The organism is Nocardioides sp. AE5 (assembly GCF_031844485.1).
GTDB lineage: Bacteria > Actinomycetota > Actinomycetes > Propionibacteriales > Nocardioidaceae > Nocardioides.
In genome coordinates this window covers 1-24,913 of the sequence record NZ_JAUZVI010000016.1, presented here as the reverse complement: position 1 = coordinate 24,913, position 24,913 = coordinate 1, and the positions used below count along the sequence as shown (strand labels likewise).

8 protein-coding genes are annotated in these 24,913 nt (G+C 69.2%); 7 read left to right on the top strand and 1 reads right to left on the bottom strand.

Features of this window, described 5'->3' with window-relative positions; all coding sequences use genetic code 11:
• The first annotated feature begins 56 nt into the window (after positions 1 to 56).
• The 3 genes from Q9R27_RS17955 to purM all read left to right on the top strand — a co-directional run bounded on the left by Q9R27_RS17955 (position 57) and on the right by purM (position 4,146).
• A complete protein-coding gene (locus Q9R27_RS17955) occupies positions 57 to 1,400 on the top strand; it encodes a dipeptidase (RefSeq protein ID WP_311253784.1) in 1,344 nt (447 codons plus the stop codon).
• Positions 1,401 to 1,495: 95 nt separating this feature from the next.
• Entirely contained in the window at positions 1,496 to 3,025 is a 1,530-nt protein-coding gene (gene purF, locus Q9R27_RS17950) for an amidophosphoribosyltransferase (RefSeq protein ID WP_311253811.1), read from the top strand.
• Positions 3,026 to 3,069: 44 nt separating this feature from the next.
• A complete protein-coding gene (purM, locus tag Q9R27_RS17945) occupies positions 3,070 to 4,146 on the top strand; it encodes a phosphoribosylformylglycinamidine cyclo-ligase (RefSeq protein ID WP_311253783.1) in 1,077 nt (358 codons plus the stop codon).
• Positions 4,147 to 4,234: 88 nt separating this feature from the next.
• Here purM and Q9R27_RS17940 read toward each other — a convergent pair whose 3' ends face one another.
• On the bottom strand, positions 4,235 to 7,261 hold the full coding sequence (locus Q9R27_RS17940; protein WP_311253782.1) for a choice-of-anchor D domain-containing protein: 3,027 nt from the start codon (positions 7,259 to 7,261) through the stop codon (positions 4,235 to 4,237).
• 219 nt (positions 7,262 to 7,480) lie between these two features.
• Here Q9R27_RS17940 and Q9R27_RS17935 point away from each other — a divergent pair, with 219 nt between their 5' ends.
• The 4 genes from Q9R27_RS17935 to Q9R27_RS17920 all read left to right on the top strand — a co-directional run bounded on the left by Q9R27_RS17935 (position 7,481) and on the right by Q9R27_RS17920 (position 24,894).
• Positions 7,481 to 9,427 (top strand): histidine kinase, encoded by a 1,947-nt coding sequence (locus tag Q9R27_RS17935; protein ID WP_311253781.1) that lies wholly within the window; start codon positions 7,481 to 7,483, stop codon positions 9,425 to 9,427.
• Complete coding sequence (locus Q9R27_RS17930) at positions 9,424 to 10,074, top strand: response regulator transcription factor (protein WP_311253780.1); 651 nt, start codon at positions 9,424 to 9,426, stop codon at positions 10,072 to 10,074. The genes Q9R27_RS17935 and Q9R27_RS17930 overlap by 4 nt, the downstream gene beginning before the upstream one ends.
• A 231-nt stretch (positions 10,075 to 10,305) precedes the next feature.
• Positions 10,306 to 17,796 (top strand): PKD domain-containing protein, encoded by a 7,491-nt coding sequence (locus Q9R27_RS17925; RefSeq protein ID WP_311253779.1) that lies wholly within the window; start codon positions 10,306 to 10,308, stop codon positions 17,794 to 17,796.
• A 6-nt stretch (positions 17,797 to 17,802) separates the two neighbouring features.
• Entirely contained in the window at positions 17,803 to 24,894 is a 7,092-nt protein-coding gene (locus Q9R27_RS17920) for a PKD domain-containing protein (RefSeq protein WP_311253778.1), read from the top strand.
• Positions 24,895 to 24,913: the final 19 nt, after the last annotated feature.

The window sequence follows — 24,913 nt, the reverse complement described above, 5'->3', positions numbered from 1 at the left end:
GGGCACGACGTACCGCCCGGCTCCGGCCGGGGTCGGCCCGCGGATAGTGTGCTGGCATGACTTCGATCGATGACATCAGGAACCGTCTCTCCGAGCTCATGCCCGCGATCCGGGCGGACCTCGAGGACCTCGTCCGCATCGAGTCCGTGAGCGCCGACCCGGCGCGCGCGGGCGAGGTGCAGCGCAGCGCCGAGAAGACCCGCGACCTCTTCGCCGCAGAAGGGTTCGCCGCAGAGATCCTCAGCGCCGACGGGGGCGCGCCGGCCGTGGTGGCCCGCAAGGACGTGGCCGGTGCCACCAAGACGGTGCTGCTCTATGCCCACCACGACGTCCAGCCCGAGAACGACCACGCCGACTGGGACACCCCGCCCTTCGAGCCGACCGAGGTCGGCGACCGGCTCTACGGTCGTGGTGCCGCCGACGACAAGGCCGGCATCGCCGCTCACCTGGCCGCAGTCCGGATCCTCGGCGACGAACTGGGTGTCAACGTCGTCGTCTTCGTCGAGGGGGAGGAGGAGGTCGGATCCGACTCGCTGCCCGCCTTCCTGAACGAGTTCAAGGACCGGCTGGAGGCCGATGTCATCGTGATCGCCGACTCCGGGAACTGGGACATCGGGGTGCCGGCGCTGACCACCAGCCTGCGCGGACTGGTCCGCGCCGACATCGAGGTGCGCACCCTGACCCACGCCGTCCACTCCGGCATGTGGGGCGGACTGGTCCCCGATGCGCTGATCGCGCTCAGCCGGCTGATCTCCTCGTTCCACGACGAGACCGGCGACGTGGTCATCGACGGGCTGCACTCCGGGCCGGCTGCCGACGTGGACTATCCGGAAGAGCGGCTCCGTGCCGAGTCCGGCGCGGTCGAGGGGATCGAGTGGATCGGCACCGGCTCGGCCGTGGAGCGGCTGTGGACCAAGCCGGCGCTGAGCATCACCGGACTGGACGCGCCCAAGGTCGAGGGCGCCTCGAACACGCTGGTCCCGGCGGCCCGGGCCAAGGTGAGCCTGCGGATCGCCCCCGGCGACACCACCGCCAATGCGGTGCAGCGGCTCCGGGAGCACTGCGAGAAGCACATCCCGTGGGGTGCGCAACTGGGCTTCACCGTGGTCGACACCGGCGAGGCCACCCAGATCGACGCCACCGGACCGGCGTACGACGTGGCCCGCGACGCGTTCACCCGGGCCTGGGACGGCACCGAGCCCGTGGACATGGGCGTCGGTGGCTCGATCCCGTTCATCGCTGCCTTCCTCGAGGCGTTCCCGGCCGCCAGCGTGCTGGTCACCGGTGTGGAGGACCCCGACACCCGCGCGCACGGCGCCAACGAGGGCCTGCACCTGGCCGAGTTCGAACGGGTCTGCGTGGCCGAGGCGCTGCTGCTGGACGGCCTGGCCGGCTCCTGATCCTGCGCCGATGTGCAGGACGTCTGGAGGGCACCTAGAATCGTGGCGTGCCCCAGCCCAGCAACGCGCGCAAGGGCGGCGACGGCCGTCTGACCATGGCCCTCGACCCCCAGGACCAGGGACCGCAGGACGCCTGCGGCGTCTTCGGTGTCTGGGCACCCGGTGAGGAAGTCGCGAAGCTCACCTATTACGGCATCTTCGCGCTCCAGCACCGGGGTCAGGAGTCGGCCGGGATCGCGGTGAGCAACGGCCGCCAGATCCTCGTCTACAAGGACATGGGCTTGGTCTCGCAGGTCTTCGACGAGCCGACGCTGGAGTCGCTCAAGGGGCATTTGGCGATCGGGCACTGCCGCTATTCGACCACCGGGGCCAGCACCTGGCACAACGCCCAGCCGACGTTCCACCCCACCGCCGCGGGATCGATCGCGCTGGCTCACAACGGCAACCTGACCAACACCGCGGACCTGGCGCGGATGGTCGGTGACCTGGCCGCCCTGGACGGTGAACTGGACCTGCGGGTGCGCAAGCCGGAGTCGTCCACCAACGACACCAGTGTCGTCACCGCGCTGCTCGCGAATCACCCCGACAGCACTGTCGAGGAGCGGGCGATGGAGTTGTTGCCGCAGGTCAAGGGCGCCTTCTCCTTCGTCTGGATGGACGAGAACACGCTGTACGCCGCCCGCGACCCCCAGGGCATCCGGCCGCTGGTGATCGGTCGGCTGGAGCGTGGCTGGGTGGTGGCCTCCGAGACCGCGGCGCTGGACATCGTGGGGGCGTCGTACATCCGCGAGGTCGAGCCGGGCGAGATGGTGATCGTCGACGAGGACGGCCTGCGCACCCGGACCTTCGCCGAGCCGGCGCCCAAGCATTGCCTCTTCGAGTTCGTCTACCTGGCCCGCCCGGACACGATCATGACCGGCGAGCGGGTGCACAGTGTGCGCGTCGAGATCGGTCGTCGCCTGGCCAGGGCGTTCCCGGCGGATGCCGACCTGGTCATCCCGGTGCCGGAGTCGGGCACCCCGTCAGCCATCGGGTATGCCGAGGAGTCGGGCATCCCGTACGGCGTGGGCCTGGTCAAGAACTCCTATGTCGGGCGCACGTTCATCCAGCCCAGCCAGACGATCCGCCAACTCGGCATCCGGCTGAAACTGAACCCGCTGCGCGACATCATCGAGGGCAAGCGCCTGGTGGTGGTGGACGACTCGATCGTGCGCGGCAACACCCAGCGGGCCCTGATCCGGATGCTCCGTGAGGCCGGTGCCCGTGAGGTGCACGTGCGGATCTCCTCGCCGCCGGTGAAGTGGCCGTGCTTCTACGGCATCGACTTCGCCACCCGGGCGGAGCTGATCGCCAACGGACTGAGCACCGAGGAGATCTGCCGTTCGATCGACGCGGACTCGCTGGGCTACATCGACCTCGAGGAGCTCATCGAGGCGACCTCGGTGCCGAAGCAGAACCTGTGCCGGGCGTGCTTCGACGGGGTCTATCCGGTGGAGTTGCCCGAGCCCGAGCTGCTCGGCAAGAACCTGCTCGAGGTCGACCCCGCCCAGATGCAGATCGAGGCCGATGGCTTGGCCACCTCGCTGACCGGTGCCGGCGCGAGCGATGCGCTGGACCGACCCTGACCGTCCGAGCAGTTCCCACACCATTCCAGAGCCAAGGAAGCCCGTTGACCCAGTCGCACGAGAACGCGTACGCCGCCGCCGGAGTCTCGATCGAGGCCGGTGACAAGGCCGTCGAGCTGATGAAGGGGTGGGTGGAGAAGGCCCGTCGCCCCGAGATGATCGGCGGCATCGGTGGCTTCGCCGGTCTCTTCGACGCCAGCGCGCTGAAGGCCTATGAGCGGCCCCTGCTCGCCTCCTCCGCGGACGGCGTGGGCACCAAGGTCGCCATCGCCCAGGCGCTGGACAAGCACGACACCATCGGCTTCGACCTGGTCGGCATGCTCGTCGACGACCTCGTCGTCTGCGGGGCGGAGCCGCTCTTCCTGACCGACTACATCGCCACCGGCCGGGTGGTGCCGGAGCGGATCGCGGCGATCGTCAAGGGCATCGCCGAGGCCTGCGTGGCCGCCGGCTGCGCGCTGATCGGTGGCGAGACCGCCGAGCACCCGGGCCTGCTCGGTCCCGATGAGTACGACGTGGCCGGCTCCACCACCGGTGTGGTCGAGGCGTCGAAGTTGCTCGGGCCGGGTCTGGTCCGACCGGGCGACGCCGTGATCGCGATGGAAGCCTCCGGCCTGCACTCCAACGGCTATTCCCTGGTCCGCCACGTGCTGCTCGCTGATGCCGGACAAGGTGGCGCTCAGTGGGAGCTGGACCGACACGTCGATGAGCTCGGCCGCACCCTGGGCGAGGAACTCCTGGAACCGACCCGGATCTATGCCAAGGCCTGCCTGGCCCTGGCCGACGAGACCGCCACCCACGCGATGTCGCACATCACCGGCGGTGGCCTGGCTGCGAACCTGGCCCGGGTGATGCCCGAGGAGCTCTCCGCGAGCATCGACCGCAGCACGTGGACGCCGCAGCCGATCTTCGACGTCGTACGCCGGGTCGGCGACGTCGCCCAGGCCGACCTGGAACAGACCCTGAACTGTGGCGTCGGCATGGTGTCGCTGACCGACCCCGCAGACGCTGACAAGGCGATCGAGGTGCTCGCCGGCTTCGGGATCCGCGCCTGGGTGGCCGGCACGGTCACCGCCGGCGACGGCTCGGTGGAACTGGTGGGTCAGCACCCCGGATGGTGAAGCCGACTCCCTGATACCTGCGGTTGGCACCGGAAAATTTGCATCAGGTGCAAGTTTTCCGGTGCCAACGGGTGTTTCTGCCCCGGGCTCAGGCCCGCCGACGCGTTCGCACCAGCAGGAGTGCGCCGAGGAGGAGCAGTGCTGCGCCACCGGTGATGTGCCAATCCTGGGCTGACGCCCCGGTGGGAGGCAGGTACGTCGCGTTGCCGGCAGTCCGGACCTGGGCGCCCCGCTCCGGAGCGGTCGTGTCCCCCGGGGTGGCGATGTCAACCGGGTCCACGGGGTCGACCGGCTCGGCTGGGTCGCTCGGATCCACGGGATCGGTTGGATCGGTCGGGTCCACGGGCGCCACATAGGTGAATGCGCCCGTGAGCATGGCCGTGCCTCCTGCCGTGGTGACCACCACGTCGACGATGCCGGCCGTGCCCGGGGGAGTGAGCATGGTGCAGGTGTCGACCCCGCCACTGGTCGTGCAGTCCACGTTCGTCGCCGGTTGGCCACCGAAGGTGACCGAGAGCCCCGGTGCGAGGGCCATCGGGCTGATGGACCGGGCGTTGGCGAGCGCGTTGGCGAGCAGCAGGCCGGTGCCCACGATCGTCACCTCGGTGCCACCCTCAGCCGCTCCGGAGTCGGGCGTCAGCGAGCTGACCGACGGGGATGCCGGTGGTTCTGGTTGTGGTGCGGGTTGGACGGTGATGGTGAAGGTGGTCTGGTCGCAGGCGTCTGCGTCGTCGCAGATGCGGATGGTGGCGGTGGTGCCGTTGGTGGGTTGGTCGTGGGTGAGGGTGAATTCCTTGCCGTTGAGGGTGAGGGGGGTGGGGCCGTTGCCGTAGTCGACGGTGGCGGTCCAGGTGTTGGTGCCTGGGTCAGTGAAGGATCCGATGAGGGTGAGGGCGGTGTCGTGGGCGAGGTCCTGGTCGGCGATGGGTGCCAGGGTCGGGGCCACGTTGTTGACCGTCACGTGGTGGGTGGTGGTGGCGGTGTTGTTGTCGGTGTCGGTGACGGTCAGGGTGATGTCGAGGGTGCCGTGTCGGGGTGCGGGGATGGTGATGCTGGGTCCGGTGGCGTCGGGGGTTCCGTCGTTGTCGGTGTCCCAGGTGTAGCTGAGCGGGCCGGTCCCGGTGGACGTGGTGGCGGAAAGGGTCAGGGTGCTTCCCTCGTCCAGGGAGTCGGGTCCGGTGATCACCGCAACCGGCAGGTCGGGCAGCGAGACCGTGCCCACCGTGAAGTCAGCCCGCTGGACCTCGCTGAGGTTGCCCGCGTAGTCGTAGGCACGGACCTCGAACGAGTGGTCGCCCTCGGGGAGGGGATCCACGACATTGTGGTTCGAGCCGATCCCGACACACGGGGTGAACTCGGGCGGGGTGGCACCGCTCGCGAAGACCCGGCACTGCCAGGTCACCCTCTCGTTCGCGGTGAACACGAACCGGGGGGTGGTGTCATCGGTGACGGTCGGCGCGGAGACGATCTCCACCACCGGCGCGACGGTGTCGACGATGAACGTGTGCTCGACCGCGGGACCATGCACCGCAGGGCTGCCCGGCCATACGCCGCGGACCTCGAGGAGGTGGGTCCCGTCCGGCAACTCGACCGCCGGTGTGTGTGCCCGCGGGCCACTGCACGCACCGAAGGCAGGTGGGGTCTCCCCCTCCAACGAGACCCGGCACTCGAAGTCGGTCGTCTCGGCGTCGCCAGGCACGAACGGGAACTCCGGCGTGGCGTCGTTGGTCAGCGCGGTCGGGTTCGTCAGGCTCGGCGCCGCCGGTCGCGGGCCGACGCCCACACCGACCAGTTGGATCCGGTGGTAGGCCATGGTGGACGAGTTGGGTTCCAGGACCAGGGTCGCGGTCCGTTCCCCGAGCGCCGAGGGTGTGAACTCCAGGTGGACGGTGCAGCTGCTCGATGCCGCGACCTCGATCCGAATCAGGGCACCTCCGCAGGAGTTGTTGACCACTGCGAAGTCCGCGGCATGGGTTCCCTCAAGGGTGAGGAACCCGCTGTACGAACCGCGGCCCTCGTTCTTGACGACCACCCGTGACTGGGTGGTGTTCGTCGCGACGGTCTCCCCGAAGTCGAGGCGAGCAGGCACGACCAGGTCCGGCCCGTCACCGGTGTCGACGGAGAAGTTGCGGCTCAGGGTGGGAGACACCTGCCCGGAGACGGCGACCACCCGCACCTGGAAGGCCCAGGCGCCGTGGGTGAGTGCCGGCGTCGGCCGGAAGGAACCTTGCTTCGCCCAGGGATCGCTGCAACGCTCGAAGGGAGGGATCGTGGCCCCGGACGAGCGCGAATAGAGACGGCATTCGAAGGTGCCGACCTGGTCGGCGGCGAACTTGATCTCCGGGCGGGTATCGGTCACCACCCCTGAGGGGGCTTGGGTCAACGTTGCGGTGGGCCGCGCAGGAGGCGGGGGAGTCCCCGTGTACCAGTCGGGCTTGGTGTCGTTGGAGCCCCCGCTGGTCAGCTTCGTCCGGCCGGATGCGTCAGCGTTGAGGACGGTGATGTCGTTGTCCGTGGTCTCGAACAACCAGAACTCCGGGTCGTGGGTGTGCAGGATGCGCCCGTCCGCCCCGTACGTCGGTGAGTGGACCCCTCCCGACCCTGAGTGGACTTCGTGTGGGACGTAGTTGTCGTCGCCGAGCTTGGTCAGGTCCTCAAAGAAGACCATGCGGCCGCGGGCCTCGGAACCGGTCCAGATGCGCGAGGCGAGGAGGATGCCGGAACCGTCCATGGGGACGGCGAAGTCCTGGACGCCGGAGCGCAACGTGCGCACGTGCTCCCCGTCCGCAGTGAGCAGGGCCAGGGCTTGCTGTTGGGCGAACAGGATGTTGCCGTCCGGGGAGATCGCCGGATCGGTGTCGGCCGTGCTGTCGCCCAGTGGGGTCAACGCCCGTAGCCCGGACCCGTCGATGTTCATCCGGTACAGGTCCAGGCTCGCGTCGTCGTGCCGGTTCGAGCTGAACACGACGTACGCCGGAATGGTGGCGGCACTCGCGGACGGGGCAGTCGCAGTCACCACGGGCATGACGACGACTCCGGTCAGGGCCAGGACCAGGGCGAACAGGAAGCGGGGCAACCAGTTCGGCGCGATGGGAGGAAGGGTCAGGGTGGGCACGTCGTCTCCAGGCAGCAGGCAGTCGATTCATCCGCACGCTAGGACGGGGTCCTCGGCCACGTCATCGGCTCCGCGGCGAGATCATCCGTGCGGGCGACGAAGTGTCGACGAAAGTTGAGCGCGGTTGTCGACCTTGGAGGACTTGCGGAACGCCGGTGCTGGCCGGGGCCTCTCTACGATCAGGGATCGGCAAGCCGAAATGCACACTACTCTTGGGCCATGCACCTGGCTCGGGTCGGCACATGGCCGGTCGTTGGTGTGCTCTGCGGCGCATGGACGGCGTACTTCCTGGCCCCCGAACCCCCTGCCGCCCTGCTGGCAGTGCCTTTGGTGGCATTGGGGATCGCCGGGATCCCACGGTGGCCGCTCCGCTCCATCGGGCTGGTCGCCGCGGCCAGCGCAATCACCCTGGCCGCCGGAGTGTCCTGGGGGAACGTCGACCTCGTCCTCCCGTTCGCCTTCGCCCTCTTCGCGGCCGGGCGCCTGGTCACCGGTGTCTGGATCGGTGCCGCCCTGGCCCTGGTGTGCATCATCACCAGTGCCCTGCGGGAGCCGGGCATCGGCACCCTCGCCGTGGCGACCGCCCTCTTCGGTTCGATGTGGGTCTTCGGGCGGGCCGCCCACCGCAGCGCCCTGAACGCGCACCTGGCCGTGCAGGAGGCACGACGCCTGGCGGCCGAGGACCCGGCTGCAGTGGCGTTCCGCAAGGTCCTTGAGGAACGCGCGCGGTTGGCGGACCAGGCCCTGCATGCCCTGCACACCGCGGTCACCGACATGGCCGCCAGCGCACACCACGCCCGCGACCTCTCCGGGAGTGGCGCAGCGGCACAAGTGCACCTGCAACGGATCCACGACCGCGGGGCAGCGGCCGTGGACCAGTTGCGCAAGCTTCTGGGACTGCTCCGGGCCGAAACGGAGGGCACGGATCCGGTGGTCGAAATCGCGAGGCCGACGTGGCGGGGGGCGACCGCGGCGCGTGCTGCCCTGGCCGCCGCAACGATGGCGGTGCTGGTGCTCACCCATCCGGGCTGGGAACGCTCTCCCGTCCTGGGTGCCCTCTTCGGTGCTGGGATCCTCTCGCTCCTCCTGGTCCTGCACCGGCCGGGCGTGGCGAGCCTGCTCCTGGCGGCCGCCACCTTGCTGGTCCTCTACGATCCGCCCGCGGATCCCGAGTCCTTGTTCCCTGCCGCAGTTGCCTACATCGTGTTCGCCTGGTCGCTGGGGACCCGAGGCTCAGGCAACGTCGACGTCGCGCTGGTGGCGATCCCTGCCGTGGCCGCGCTGGTGGTTGCCGCGCCCCACGGCCAGGCGGCGATCGCCTTCATCGGTATCATCTTCGTGCTTCCCTTCCATGCCGGGCAGGTCTGGAACGAGCGGGAACGGATCCTGCGCAGGGCCGAGCGACGTGGCGAAGTGTTGCGCGACCGGCTCGACACGGTGGCGGCGACTGCGGTGCGCAACGAACGGCTTCGCCTCGCCCGGGAACTCCACGACGTCACCGGGCATGCGGTCGGGGTGATGGTGCTCCAGGCTGGTGCCGCGATGGCGTTGCATGACCGGGATCCGGAGCAGGCGCGCGAGGCGATCAGCACCATCATCCTGGCCGGCGAGGATGCGCTGGTCGAGATCGGCGAACTCTTCGGCGTGCTCGATGCGAGCGAGTTCGGCATCCCGCGTGGACTCGGGGACCCGGACGGACTCGCCCAAGCGATCGAGGACCTCGCCAGCGGGGTCCGGGGCAGCGGCCGCGACGTCACCGTGCGGCTCGGTGCCTTGCCGGCCACGCCAGCACTGGCGGGTACGACGTACCGGATCGTCCAGGAGGCGCTGACCAACGCGTTGCGCCACTCGACCGGTGGCGTGATCGTCATCAACGTCGATCTGGATGGGGGTGACCATTGCGTGCGCGTGACCGACGGCGGCACTCCGGCGAAGGCGCCGACCAGCCCGGCCGGTGGCGGGCTCGGCCTGACCGGCCTGGCTGAACGGGTGCGGCTGATCGGCGGCACGTGCGAGGTCGGTCCGACCGACGCGGGCTTCGTGGTGGCGGCGCGGCTGCCGAGCCGGGCGGCATCGGTCGCCGAGCGCACTGGCACGATGGTGACCGAGGTGCCCCGCCCAGGCCGGCCCGGCGTCGACAACCCGACCTCAGGAGTGGCTCCGTGATCCGTGTCGTACTGGCCGATGACCAGGCCCTGATCCGCGCCGGCCTGGCCGCGATCATCGGCGCCGAGCCGGACATGGAGGTGGTCGGTGAGGCCAGTGACGGCGCCGAAGCGGTGCAGGTCGCGGTGACCGAGCGCGCCGATGTGGTGTTGATGGACGTGGAGATGCCCGGCACGGACGGGTTGGCCGGCGTACGCGCCCTGATCCCTGCGCTGCCTGCGGTCAAGGTGCTGATGCTGACCATGTTCGACGTCGAGGGCTACGTCTTCGAGTCACTGAAGGCCGGGGCCAGCGGGTTCCTGCTCAAGACCACGCCGCCGACGGACCTGGTGGAGGCGATCAGGTCGGCGTACGCCGGCCGGCAGGTGCTCGCCCCGTCGGTGGTCGGGAGGCTGGTCGACCACTTCGTACGCCGTCCCGCGGGGAGGCACGCCGTCCCTGCTGCGTTGAGCCAGATCACCGAACGGGAGATGGACGTGCTCAAGGCCATCGCTCGGGGGATGTCGAATGCGGAGATCGCCGCGCACCTGCACCTCAGTGAGGCGACCGTGAAGACCTACGTGACCCGGATCCTGGCCAAGCTCCGGCTGCGGGACCGGGTGCAATTGGTGATCCTGGCCTACGAGTCGGGCCTGGTCGACGGCTGACGCCGAGTCGGCGTCACTTGACGCCTCCCCGACGATTTCGTCGGCCCAAGTGTCAACTTTCGGATGACACGGCGATCAACCTGCGGGCGATGCGCTCGGCAGCGGTGACTGGCAAGACTGAACGGCCCGGCCGTCGCCTGTCAGTGACCTGCAAGCCGCCGTCGCGACACTTCCCGGGAGAACACCGCCCCCCACGGTGCCGTCGTCCGGGCGCCGCGAAAGGAACGACCCGTGCACGTCACCCGTGCCCACCGAGCGACCCCGTTCAAGCGACTCCGGATGGCCGTGGTGGCCTGCGCTGTCCTGGCCCTGACCGGTGCCCTGCTCTCGATCACCAGCCAGCCGGCGAAGGCATACCTGGGTGACTTCCTTGGTTTTGGGTCGAACCTGGAGCCGTCGATCAAGGCGGGCGCCAATGTCGGCATCTTCGCCGACGGCGCCTTCTCCCACATCATCACCTGCCTGCCGGGTGGCACGAACGACTTCATCTTCTCGGTGACCGACATCTACATCGTCGAGTCCGGCTCTGCCACGCCGTTCGGTGACCTGGTCCAGGCGGACGGGACATCCCCGGCCACCATCATCGGCTCGGGGTCGAGCGGTGCCTTCATCGCCGAGTTGATCGCTGTCACCGGTCCGCAGGGGCAACTGGGCGAGGGCACGTACGACGTGGTCTTCGACAACTGCCAGGACGGGAAGTTCACGCCCACCGAAGACTCGATCCACACCGGGGTGATCACGGTGGAATTCCCCGCAGTTCTGCCGCCGTACAACACCTGGATCGGCAACCTGAAGGCGAAGGCCTACAAGTCGGCTGCGATCTGGGGATTGACGAACCGGTTCATGACGGCGCTGAGCCGGATGAGAGAAGGGGAGCCGCCGGTCAACTGGGGCGATGTGGAGGCCGAACTGCCGGGGGTGCGAGTGCCGCTGGTGGACGACATCATCGCGCGGTGGGAGGGCATGAAGAGTTCGTTGACGCCAGCTAAGGGCCCGTTGAGCCTCTTCGAATTGGCGATGCACCTGGCGGTCAACCAGGGCAAGCACTACAACGCGATCGCCGAGGACCCGCCGGATCACGACTACCAGCACTCCACGGTGGTGCCTGGTTTCGAAGTCCCGTTGGCGGACCTGGAGTTCGAACCGTTCGCCAACGTGCAGGCGATCGCGACGACGGCCGCATCCGAGGGCGCATTGTCGGCGGCGTTCCTGCGGTCGCTGGAGCGCTACCAGGGTGCCACGATCGCGAACGATGCCGGCTGGACGCTGGTGCATGCGCGCGAACTGGAGGATCTGGCGACCACGCTGGCCGCGGTGAACCTGCAGACCGCCGCGCAGTTGGAGGCGCTGCTGGGCAGCCTGGACCAGTTGCCGGAGTGGGACCGGATCGCGGCGGACCTGCAGACCTTCCTCGGCCATCAAGCCTGGGTGGGATGGACCCCGGAGGAACGCCAGACCATGGCCAACCTCGGGATGACCAGCGACGACATGGTGGCCCTGGCCAGTGAAATGCGCGCAGTCGGTTGGGAGCACTCCACCAACTATTGGTCGATGGACCGGGCGCAGGGCCACCTGGGCAACCACGCTGCCCAGCAGCGGGAGATGGCCGACGAACTGACCGCGCTCGCGGCCAGGCTGCGCGCGGTCCAGGCGGAGCTCGAGGCACAGACCGCTGTCCCGGACGATCTGCCCCGTGCCGATGCCGGCGGTCCGTACGCCGCGACCGCAGGGGGCACCCTGAGCCTGGACGGTTCCGGCTCGGCCCCGGGCACCGATCGCACCCTGGCCTCCTACGCTTGGGACACCGACGGCGACGGCGTCTTCGACGACGCCACCGGGGCCAACGCTTCGGTCCCCGTCGCCGCGGACGCGCCGAGCCTGGTGGGACTGCGGGTCACCGACGACGAGGGCCACACCGCGGTCTCCTACGCCCCGCTGGCGGTGGACCGCGGCCAGGTGCCGACGGTCGGCGGCGTACCGGAGAGCCTGACGGCGGTGGCCACCGTGGGTGAGGAGTTCACCCTGACCCCCGACGTACCGGCGGGTGCTTCGGTGACCTGGTTCCTGGGCGAAGACTCCTATTCGACCGACCCGACGCTCCGGATCACCCCCGACATCGACCAGGTCGGCGTACACAGCCTGGAACTCCGGGTCACCGACGACACCGGGCGGACCGCGCGCCGGACGTGGTATCTGGCCGTCCTGGAGCCGGATGCGGATGGCGACGGCTGGACCGTGTCGGCGGACTGCAACGACGACAACCCGAGGATCAACCCCGGCCAGCTGGAGATCATCGGCAACCGGATCGACGACGATTGCGATCCCGGTACGCCGGACCTGCCGCTTGGATCCATGCCCGGCGTGCCGGTTTCGTGGGGCAGTGGGGATCGTCTCGACGGCTACGGACTGGGCCGCCAGGTCAACACCACCTTCCCGGCCGAGGAACCCTTCGCCATGTCCGGGCTCAACGAGACCACGCTGCGGATCGAGGGCGGGGACCGAATGGGCCTGGCGCTGACTGAGAACGGCGGCCTGTGGTCCTGGGGCTGGGGCACCGGCGGGCAGCTCGGCACCGGGAGCAATGCGCAGCGCTCGACCGCAACAGCCGTCCGTGATCCCTCCGGGACGGGGCAGCTCGGCGTCGACGGCCCGGCGGTGGTCGACTTCGACTCCAATCGGATCAGCGTGGCTGCGTTGGAGGACGGCTCCGCAGCCGCGTGGGGACCGAACGACGACGGTGTGCTGGGCACGGGAAGCACCTATTGGGCAGTGAGCACCCCGACCCTGGTCCGTGGACCGGAAGGTGACCTGACCGGTGTCACTGCTGCGGCCTCGGCGGATGCCTTCCTCGCGTTCAACTCCGGCGGCGACCTCTGGGTGACCGGCGGTGCCTGTGGCACCGAGACGACGCTGACCGCCCAGCGGGTCGACGGCCTGCCGGCGCCCGTGGTGGAGCTGGCCGCCGGCGAGGGGCACCTCGTCGTACGTCTGGCCAACGGCGACCTCTACGGCTGCGGCGCCAACGACCGCGGCCAGCTCAACAGTTCTGGGGCATACATCGACCAGCCGGTGCCGGTGGAGTTCGGCCCGGATGCCGGTACGCCGCAGGCCCTCGCCGCCGGTGACGGGTTCACCGTGCTCCTCGACGAAGCGGACCGGGTCTGGCAGGTCGGCGCCGACACCGCCGGCCCGATCGAGGTCGAGTTGCCCGACGGGCCGATCATCACCCAGGTGGAGGCTGGCGCGGACCAGGCCGCCGTGCTCCGCGCCGACGGCGTACTGCTCCGCTGGGACGCCGACGCCGTCACGGTCACCGAGGTGGATCTGCCCGAGGGCATGTTGGTCAACCAGTTCGCGCTCGGGGCCGGTGACGACTTCTGGTACGTCGTGACCACCCGCAGTGGTGCCACGTTTGCTTGGGGCTACCAGGCCGGCGGTGGTGCGTTGAACGGCCAGGGACAATTGCCCACGCCAGCGCCCCTGCCGGTCCAACCGTTCGTGGACGTCCGCCACGCCTATCACGCGACGATCGCGATCGCCCCGGATGGGAGGGTCTGGTCCTGGGGACGCCGCGAGCAGCGAGGTGAGGGGGAGGACGTCGCGGTCTATCGGGGTGTTCCTGGCCCGGTCCTGGCTCCGGGGGGCCAGCCCGGCACCCAGGCGAGCGCGAAGCGCCTTGCCGATCACATCACCTACGGCTTCAACGGCTTGGTCACCCAGGATGGCCGAGTAGCAGTCTGGGGCATCGGCAGTCCGATGTACTTCGGAGACGGCAGTCCCTCGTACCGGTCGAGCTACTACCCGGTCACCGTGCTCACCGGTGTGGACGAGCCGTTGACGGGCGCCCGGCAGGCCTCCCTCGGGCAGGGACACAACCTGGCCCTGCTCGAGGACGGCCGGGTGATGAACTGGGGGCGGAATCCGTGCTTGCGAGGGGGCGGTCACTTTGACGCGTATGCCACGGAGTTCACCGAGTTCGGGTCGGACAATCGCAAGGTCGCCGTAACCGCCTCTGCATCGCTGTTGCTCAAGCGGGATGGAACGCTCCTCGCCTGTGGCGCGGGCGAGACCGGCCATGCCAACAATGATCGCCGTCCGCTGCGGGAAGTGCCTGGCATGGGGCCCGGAGAGGTGGCCGACATCTCGACGAACATGCACCAGGTGTTGGTGTTGAAGACAGACGGTTCCGTCTGGACCTGGCGTGAGAACCAGTCCCCGAGCCAGATCGAGATGCCTGCCGGGCCTCGCGTGGTGAGCCTCCACATGTCGCGGTCCGACGGGCTGGGGTTCGTGATTCGCGAGGACGGGTCCCTCCTTGGTTGGGGAGGCTCCGAGCGCAACCTCGGGCAGGCGGGTGGTGGAAACACCCACATCGCGGAACCCACCCTGATCTCGATGCCGGGCAATGCGCCGGTCTATCGGGTCGACGGAGGTTACAGCGGACTCTCCTACGACTACTTCATGACCCTGACCGGTGACCCACTTGAACACCTCGCCGAGACCGTCGGCGTCGGGATCGAGGCGACGGTCGCGGACGTCACGGTCGCCGAGGGCTCGGTGGCCCAGGTGGAAGTCTCGCTGAACTACCCGGCGGGAGTGGATGCGGAGGTCTCGTTTGCGACCGTTGATGACACGGCCGTGGCGGGCACGGACTACGTCGCCACCACCGGGACAGTGACGATCCCGGCGGGGGAGACGTCGGCGGTGATCGAGGTGCCGACGATTGATGACGAGGTCGCACAGCCCGGTCTGGTCCGTGATTTCTCCGTGGAGATCACGGAGGTATCGGCCTGGATGATGCCCGGCGATCACGCAGCCGTGGTGTCGATCACCGACGACGACCCGGCCCCGGTGGTTTCGGTGACCGGTCCGGGCGCTCCGGTGGTCGAGGGTGACGTCGGGTCGACGGAGATCGAGTTCGTGCTGTCCCTGGACCGTCCGACGACCGCGGAGACGTCGGTGCTCTGGCAGACGGTGGATATGAGTGCGCAGGCCCCGGGTGACTACGTGGGTGGCACGGGGGTTGTCACGTTCGAGCCGGGTCAGCGCGAAGCGGTGGTGAAACTGCAGGTGCACGGTGACACGGTGCTGGAGCCGGATGAGGAGTTTCGGTTTGAGCTGCTCGACCCCGAAGGCATCACCCTTGATGCCGAGGGCGCTGTGACGGTGACCATTGCCGATGATGAGCCGGTGCTGGTCGAGGTGAGTGACCAGGTGCTGGCGGTGCCGGTGGGGGAGACGGTGGCGGTGCCGTTCACGGTTTCGACGCCGCAGTTGGTGGCGGGTGAGTCGGTGGTGGTGCCGTGGTCGGTGTCGGCTCCGTGGCAGGACGGTGATCCGAGCCCGGTCGGTGTGACTGGTTCGGGGTCGGTGACATTGACCGCTGATGAGCCGTCGGCCACGGTCCAGGTGACGGTGACGGGTCAGGCGACGCCGCAGCATTTCCGGGTGGCGGCGGCCAACCTGAGTGTCTCGGGTCAACGACCGGTGATCGCGGATCCGGGCATCGGGATGGTGAACCCGATGGTGGTCCAAGACCCCGACCCGGTCGCGGTGGTGGACGGACCTGCCACGATCGACGAAGGTGGGACGGTGACGTTGTCGGCGTCCGGGGCGACGGGTGTCGCTCCGTTGTCGTTCGCGTGGGACATCGACGGCGATGGTGCGTACTACGACGCAAGTGGTGTCAGCGTCGATGTGGTTGCTCTGGCCCACGGTTCGCTGAGCGTGGGTTTGCGGGTGACCGACGGCAATGACCGCACTGCGACCACCAACCACACGGTGACGGTGGCAAATGTGGCGCCGGTGGTGGCGCCGATCGCGGATCAGGTGATCCCCACTGGGTCGAGTGCCGGGTTGTCGGTGGCGGGTTCCTTCACCGATCCGGGGGTGAACACGTGGTCGGCGACGGTGGACCTCGGGGACGGCCCGGAACCGTTGGCTCTGGACGGGAAGACCTTCACCGTCGCCGACCCCGACCCGAGGGCTGGTCCGGTGACCGTGCGGGTCTGTGATGACGCGGGCGCGTGCGACGCGGTGACTTTCCACGTGTCGATCGAGCTGGCGCCGGACCCACCGACCGCGGTGATCACGGGTCCGAGTGAGGTGGAGGAGGGCACGGCGGTGACGCTGTCGGCGTCGGAGTCGACCGGTGTCGGGCCGTTGACCTTCGCCTGGGACACCGACGGTGATGGTGCGTACGACGACGGGACCGGTCCGAGCATCGAGGTGGATGCGCTGGCACATGGCAGCATCACGGTGGGTTTGCAGGTCACCGATGCGAATGATCTGACCCAGACCAGCACGCACACGGTGACCGTGAGCAATGTGGTGCCAGTGCTGGCGCCGATTCCGGATCAGCTGCTGACTGCGGGTGTGCCGTTGTCGGTGGCGGGATCGTTCACCGACCCGGGCGCGAATGTCTGGACGGCGAGCGTGGACTTCGGTGATGGGCCAGAGCCGCTGGACTTGGATGGCAGGTCGTTCACGATCACGGATCCGGACCCGGGTGCTGGCCCGGTGACCGTTACGGTGTGTGACGACGCTCAGGCGTGTGATGAGGTCACGTTCCACGTGGCGATCGAGTTGACCCCGCCACCGGTGGCACAGGTGACCGGTCCGAGCGAGATCGATGAAGGAGCGAGCGGCGCCTATTCGGCCGCGCCGTCCACCGGAACCGGGACGCTCGTCTTTGCCTGGGATCTGGATGGTGACGGTGTCTTCGATGACGCCACGGGCGAACAGATCGACGTCGAGTTCGCGGCGCATGGCACCAAGACCATCGGGTTGGAGGTCACCGACGCCAATGGTCTTACCGCCACGGAGACCCGGATGGTGACGGTCAACCCGGTTGCACCCCGGGTGACCGTGCCTGACCCGATGACGGTCGAGCCGGGTGAGGAGTGGACTGGCGCTGGGTCGTTCACCGATCCGGGGGCCAACACCTGGACTGGCACGGTCGATTACGGCAACGGCGCCCAGCCACTCGACCTGGACGGCAAGACATTCGAGCTGGCGCACACCTGGACCGAGCCGGGCATCTATCCGGTGAGAGTGCAGGTGTGCGACGACGCGGATGCCTGCGGCGAGGTCACGGTCTTGGCCACGGTCCCGGCGCCGGTGGTGGCTCCGACGATCACCGGTATCGTCCCCGATCAGGGACCCACCAGAGGTGGTACCCGGGTGCTGATCACCGGCACCGGGTTCGTCCCGGAGCCGACCACGGCTGACCTGCTCCGGTCGCTGGTCGTGATGGCTAAACCATCTGGACCAGGTGGTCCACATGGTTTAGCGGTCCCTGGGCTGTCGATCAGTTTCGGTTCCAACGCCGGCACGAGTATCGATTGCACGACGGCAGATGGGGTGGATACGTGCGCGGTGACGACACCAGCCGGTGCGGCAGGTGTGGTGGATGTCGTGCTCAGCACGACGCGAGGTGCGGCGAGGGTCATCGATGGGTTCACCTATCGGGCGCCTGATCTGCCTGCGCCCACCGATCCCGATCCGGTCGACCCCGACCGTGATGCGGAGCCGACGACCCCGGCTCTGCCGAGTCAATCGCCGCAGGCCGGAGCGACGGGCACCACGTTGCCCGTCGTCGGCGCCACCATCCAGCCCTGGCACCTCGCCCTCGGGCTCGTCGTACTCGGCATCGGCATCGCCCTGCTCACCACCGGCCGCACCAACCGAGGCCGCCACGCGGGCCGCCACGAAAGGAACTGACCCACCATGCGAACCCGTGCTGCCCGCACGCATCGGCGTCCCGTGCGGACCGCAGTGACCACAGCCGCCGCTCTCGCGCTCGCCGCGGCGCTGCTCACCGTCCTGGCGCCGCAGGCCCGCGCTGCAGCCGGCGACTGGCTCTACTTCGGCGACGGTGAAGCTACGGTCACCACGGGAGCCAACGGCGCGGTCCGGGCGCATGGAGCGATCACGTTCACCAACAACTGCCTGGGCACCGACGGAACCCCGGACTTCGGCTGGCCGGTTGCGGACATCTACGTCATCGCCACCGGGTCCGCACAGTCGGGAGCCAAGTTGGTTCAGGCCGACGGCACTGCTCCGGCGACCGTCATCGGCTCCGGCTCCACCGGCGCCTTCATCGAGGAGCTCCTCGCCATCACCGGGCCGCAGGGACAACTCGACGAAGGCGTCTATGACGTGGTCTTCGACAACTGTCAGGACGGCACCTATCACCCGGGCCTGGACAGCCTCCACGAACGTGCCATCACCGTCGAGTTCCCGGCCGTGCTTCCGCCGTACGACGAGTCCATCGGCAACATCAAGGTGCAGGCCGCACTCTCGTCGGCGAAATGGCTGCTGGCCGTGGACACCTGGAGCGCTTGGGACAAGGCCAAGAACTACAAGGACCCCAAGCAGTTAGCGCTGGCGGTGATCGGTGCGCCGATGTCATGGCTGGCGTTGCTCGACGAGATCGTCGGGTTCTCCAAGATGATCAAGTCGTTCATGCCGCCGACCCCGATCAGCGGTGCCCGGAACCTGATGGTCAATCAGGCCAAGCACTACACCGCGATCGCAGAGGACCCACCGGACCACGATTTCCGACAACCCACCGTGCTCGAACCGATCGAGACCGTCGCGCCCACTGCGACCCATCAGCCGGTCGTCGCTCTGGAAGGCGTCGCGGCACCCTTGGCCACCGAGGGTGCGCTCGCGGCGGCGTACCTGCGTGCGCTCGAGCGCTATCAGGGCGCCACCCATGCTGCGGATGGGGAATGGGCACTGGTGCACGCTCGCGAACTGCGTCAACTCGCCCTCGCGTTGGCCGCCGCCAACGAGGCCACGAAGCTCGCCGTGCAAGAGGTGGAGACGACCTTCGCTGCGCTGCCGGCCTACACCGACAACCTTCTCGCCCTCATCCAGGAGGGTGAGCGGTTGCGCAACGGGACCTGGACGCCCGAGCAACGGCGTACCCTGCTCAACCTCGGCCTCACCGTCACCGAGATGAACGAGTTGCGTCAGCTCATGATCGACGACCTGCTCGACGGGACCCTCGGCCGCGGCCGGAACGCACTCCTCGGCGGTGTCCTGGCCGATCTGGCCGTCGCGCAACAGGAGATGGCGGACGAGTTGCGGGCGCATGCGGCGCGGCTGGACGGGGTGATCGCGGGGTTGGAGGCGCAGTCGTCGGTGCCGCAGGTGTTGCCGGTTGCCGACGCGGGCGGTCCGTATACCGCGACGGTCGGGCAGCCGCTGACGCTCGACGCGGGCGCGTCCCGGCCGGGCTCCGGCGGGGAGATCACGACGTACGACTGGGACCTCGACGGCGATGGGACCTTCGATGACGCCAGCGGCGCGACACCGACGTTCACGCCCGGTCCCACCACGCCGGGTGTTGTCGGTCTCCGGGTGACCGCCGCCGACGGGGGCGTGGCGGTCGCCTATGCGCCTGTGACACCGGACCGCGGCACTCGACCCACGATCACCGCGGAGACACCCGAGCACCGGTTCGTCGCGACGTCGGTAGGCCAGCCGATCACCCTGTCGGCCACGACCTCCGGCGGCACCGCTGCCTGGTTCCGCGACGGAGAGCCCGCGGGCACTGGCAACTCCTGGACGTTCGAGCCGGCGGCGGCGGATCTGGGCTCGCACTACCTCGATCTGGTCGTCACCGCGCCGAACGGCGCGCAGGCGACCACCAACTGGGTGCTCACCGTTACCGAGGTCGACGACGACGCGGACGGCTGGTCGGCCACGGTCGACTGCAACGACTCCGATGTGCTGGTGCACCCGGGGATGACCGAAGTGCTGGGCAATGGCATCGACGACGACTGCAACCCGGCCACCGCCGACACCCCGCTGGACGCTCTCAGCGGTGTGGTCAGCTCATGGGGCACCTTGCCCGAGGCCGACAGCTATGCGCTCGGACGCGCGGCCGGCAACGCCACCCTTGCCCAGACGCCCGCGGACATCACGGGCCTCGGGGACGTACGTCGGATCGCCGCCGGGCACAGGATGGGTCTGGCCGTCACCGACTCCGGGGCGGCTTGGGCCTGGGGACGCGCTGACCAGGACCAGCTCGGCGTTGCGTCCGCCCAGCACGTGCAGATACCGGCCGCGGTCGTCGGGCTCTCCGGCTCCGGCCAGCTCGGCGTGGACGGACCGGCCGTGGTCGACGTGGCGAGCAACCGGGTCAGCCTGGCCCTGCTCGAAGATGGCAGCGCAGCGGCCTGGGGCCGCAACCTGGCCGGCGCCCTCGGCACCGGGGATCCGGCTGCCTCCAACAGGATCCCGGCGCTGGTCCGTGGCCCTGACGACACCTTGACCGGGGTCACCGCGATCGCAGCTGGCGGCACCTTCGCCGCCTTCCTCGCCGATGGGCAGGTGTACGTCACCGCCGGCGTCTGCGGTACGCCGGCCACCGGGTTCGCTGAGCTCGTGCCGGGCCTGTCCGACGAGGCCACCACGATCGCCGCCGGTCACGGCCACCTGCTGATCACCCTGGCCGACGGCAGCCTCCACGGCTGCGGAGCCAACGATCACGGCCAGCTCGGGGACGGGCCGGACCATGTCGGCGCCCCGGTGACGATAGCCCCGGGGGCGGATTCTGCGACGAACCCTGCCACAGATCCAGCGCGGCCGGTGCGGATCGCGGCCGGCGATGGCTTCTCCCTCCTCCTCGACGCCGACGGAGCCGTCTGGGCCTGGGGCCGCAACGACGGCGGTCAGCTTGGCGCCGGCACACCCAGCCCGGATCGGGGTACGCCGAACCGGGTGGTGCTGGACGAGGACCTCGCCGTGACCGGGCTCGTTGCCGGCCACGACCGGGGAGCGGTCACCACGGCCGAGGGCCAGTTCCTTACCTGGGGCTCTGGGACCGCTCTCCCGACGCGGATGTCCCTGCCCGACGGGAGCGCCGCCGCCCAGGCGGGCCTGGGGGATACCGGCGAGGTCACCTATCTGGTGCTCAGCCGCTCCCGCCCGGTGATCGCCTGGGGCACCGCACCGTTCAACTCCGCTGGGCCTGGTCTCTCCGGCGAGATCGTCCCGACCACCACCCAGCTGCCAGCCTTCGCCCAGGTCGCCACCAACGGCGTCACCGGAACGGGCCTGACCAGCGACGGGCGTGTTCTCTCCTGGGGGCAGGCCGCCCATCTGGGCAACGGGCAGAGCGGTCCCGGCGGGACCCACCGTGCTGTGCCCGGTCCCGTGCTCGGGATCGGCGGCGGCGAGGGCAGCGAACTGCGGGCGCGCACCCTGGCCACCTTGAGCACCAGCGGCGGGAAGTTCGGCGCGATCCTGGACGGCGGCCAAGTGGCCATCTGGGGCAGCAACTCCGGCCCTTCCGGCGACGGTGCGGCCAACGGCTATCGGCCTCATCCCACGCTGTTGCTGAGTCCCGAGGGCGCGGCCCCGCTGACCGGTGCCACGCAGGTGGTGCTTGGCACCAACCTCTCACTGGCGCTGCTCGACAGTGGCTCCGTGCTCGCCTTCGGCGGGATCCAGCCGAACCCGTGCGCCCCGGGCAGCAGTGGCCCCGCGACGTACCTCCCGGTGCCGATCCCCGAGGTGGGCACAGACATCCGCCAGGTTGCGGCCACCCACAACGCCGGGTTCTTCCTCACCCGGGACGGCGAGCTCCTGTCCTGCGGGGTCAGCGGGTACGTCGGCCGCACCGTGCCGCTGAACACCCCCGGCTGGCAGATCGGCCAGGTCGAGCAGATGGGGCCAGGGCAGGTCCTTCAGGTCGCGGCCCACCAGCAGAGCACCCTGGTGTTGAAGGCTGATGGCACGGTGTGGGGCTTCGGCCGCGACAGCGAGTGCTCCTTGGGGTGCGGCCCCGACCAGTCGACGAGCGGCTCCCTGCGGACCGTCCCGGAGCAGATCCCGCTTCCCGACGGACCGCCCGTGGTGGCGATCGCGCACACCCACAGCGTCTCCTTCGCCATCCGCGCCGACGGCAGCCTGCTTGGCTGGGGTCGCAATCAGCACGGCCAGACCGGCCTCCCCGCAGAACCCTCGATCGAGGTGCCGACGGTGGTGCCGATGCCCGGCGGGCAGCCGGTCAGCAGCGTCACCGGCACGATCAGCAGCGACGGTGAGAAGAACCTTCTCCTGGCCCTGGCCGGTGACCCGCTCGAGCGCATTGCCGAACACCGTGGCACCGGCATCGAAGCCAGCATCAGTGATGCTGACGTGATCGAGGGCGGTGTGGCCAGCATCGAGGTGACGCTGAATCACCCCGCTCGTGTCGACGCCGAGATTGCGTTCACCACGGTGGACGGCACCGCGGTGTCCGGCGTGGATCACGAGGACCGGACCGGGACGGTCATCATCCCCGCAGGACAGACCAGCGCCGTGATCGCGGTGCCGACCATCGACAATGAGGTCACCCAGGTCGGTGTGGAGCGGGCCTTCACGGTGCAGGTCAGCGAGCCTTCGGCCTGGCTGGGTCTGGCCGACGAAGCGGTGACGGTGACGATCACCGATGACGACCCACTGCCACTCGCCTCCGTCTCGGTCGCCGATCCCATGCTTGTCGAAGGAGATCTGGGTTCACAGGAGGTCACGCTCACCATCAGTCTGGACCGCCCCTCGGCTGCGGAGGCGTCGGTGGGGTGGCGCACCGTGGACGACACGGCGGCGGCGCCGGACGACTATGTGGCCGGTGCCGGGACGGCGTACTTCGCGCCTGGCACTACCCAGGCGACCTTCACCGTCTCGATCCACGGTGACACCGTCGCGGAGCCGGACGAGGCATTCATCGTGGAACTCCTCGACCCGGTCGGCGCGGGTATCGGAACCGGAGTGGTGGAGGTGAGGATCGTCGATGACGAGCCGGTGCTGCTGACTGCGGCGGACCTGGAGATCACCGCGCCGACCGTCGGCTCGGTGTCGGTCCCGGTTGTCCTCGACGCGCCCTCCCTGTTGCCCGGCGAATCCGTGCAGGTGCCGTGGCAGGTGACCGCGCCGTGGGCCACCGACGGCACCGCGTTGGTGGGCCTCACCGGCTCCGGAATCGTGACGCTCACCGGACAGGACCCGAGTGCGACGGTCGAGGTCGAGGTGGCCGCCGGAGACCGGCCAGGCCCGCAACGCTTCCGCATCGATGTCTCCGGCGCCGTCTCCTCAGCTGGCCGGATCGTCCTTGCCCGACCCGGAAATGGAGTGGTGCAACCGGCGCCGACGGTGGACCCCGACCTGCCGCTGGCGGTGATCACTGGTCCGGCCGAGGTGGATGAGGGCGGGACGGTGACGTTGTCGGCGTCTGGGTCGACGGGTGTGGCTCCGTTGTCGTACGGGTGGGATCTTGATGGCGACGGCGAGTACGACGACGCCACCGGCGCTGATGCTGAGTTCATCGCGACGGCGCACGGCAACCTGACCGTCGGCCTGCAGGTGACCGATGCCGGAGGCGCGACGGCGATTGCCACGCATGCGGTGGCGGTGGCGAACGTGGCGCCGGTGGTGGCGCCGATTGCGGATCAGTTGGTCCCCGCTGGCTCGGTTGTGGGGTTGTCGGTGTCGGGTTCCTTCACCGATCCGGGGGCGAACACGTGGACGGCGACGGTGGATTTCGGGGAGGGGCCTGAGCCATTGACGCTCGATGCGAGGGCGTTCACCGTCACCTACGACGAGCCGGCTGACGGGATGCTCGTCGTGGTCCGGGTCTGTGATGATGCTGATGCGTGCGGCGAGGTGTCGTTCACGGTCACGGTCGAGGCTGAGCCCGACCCGGATCCGCCGGCCGCAGTGATCACCGGGCCGGGTGAGACCGATGAGGGCACGGTGGTGACCCTGTCGGCGTCGGAGTCCACAGGGATTGGTCCGTTGGTGTTCGGGTGGGATGTCGATGGTGACGGTGTCTTCGATGAGGGCACTGGGCCGAGTGTCGACGTACCGGCGGCAGCTCATGGCATATTGCCTGTGGGTCTGCGGGTCACCGATGCCAACGGGCTCACGCACACCGTGACGCACGTGGTCACCGTGGTGAATGTGGCGCCGGTGCTGGCGCTGATCCCGGACCAGGTCCTTGCTGCCGGCGCACCGCTCTCGGTTTCGGGCTCGTTCACCGATCCGGGCGTCAACACCTGGTCCGCGACCGTGGACTTCGGTGACGGAGCCGAGCCTTTGATGCTCGATGGGAAGTCGTTCACCGTCACTCATCCCGAGCCCGCCTCGGGCGCCGTGGTGGTCACGGTCTGCGACGACGCCGATGCCTGCTCCATCGTTGAGTTCGCCGTCAACGTCGACCCGGCCCCAGAGCCGCCGCCCGCACCGATGATCACCGGTGTCGACCCCGGTCACGGACCCACGGCGGGAGGCACCCGGGTGGTGATCACCGGCACCGGGTTCGTGACGGCGGAGACCGACGGCGCATCCGTGATGGCTAAACCATCTGGACCGGGTGGTCCACATGGTTTAGCGCAGCTGGCCGTGCCCGGTGTGTCGATCAGTTTCGGTTCCCATGCGGGTACGAGCATCGACTGCACCAGCGCCGGCGGTGTGGACACGTGTGCCGTGACCACACCGGCCGGTGCAGCGGGTGCGGTGGATGTCGTGCTCAGCACGACGGGAGGCACGGCGAGGGTCGCCGATGGGTTCACCTATCGGGCTCCCGATCTTCCTGCACCCGCAGATCCCGATCCGATCGACCCCGACCGTGATCCGGAGCCCACCAGGCAGCCCAATGCGGTAGACCCGAACCCACTGGCCCCGCGCTCCGCAACCGGAGGCGCGGGAGCGCAGTTGCCCTCCGTCGGGTCCGAGGTCGACCACTCCCAACCGATCGTCGCCCTGGTCGGGATCGGGCTCGGCCTGCTATTCCTCGTCCTTGGTCGGCGGCGCCGCGGAGCGTGAAGACGAGTTGCGGTGTCGT

Excerpts from the sequence above, each read along its gene's own strand:
- Q9R27_RS17935 (WP_311253781.1), top strand. The coding sequence starts at position 7,481 with ATGCACCTGGCTCGGGTCGGCACATGGCCGGTCGTTGGTGTGCTCTGC.
- Q9R27_RS17920 (WP_311253778.1), top strand. The coding sequence starts at position 17,803 with ATGCGAACCCGTGCTGCCCGCACGCATCGGCGTCCCGTGCGGACCGCA.
- purF (WP_311253811.1), top strand. The coding sequence starts at position 1,496 with ATGGCCCTCGACCCCCAGGACCAGGGACCGCAGGACGCCTGCGGCGTC.
- Q9R27_RS17955 (WP_311253784.1), top strand. The coding sequence starts at position 57 with ATGACTTCGATCGATGACATCAGGAACCGTCTCTCCGAGCTCATGCCC.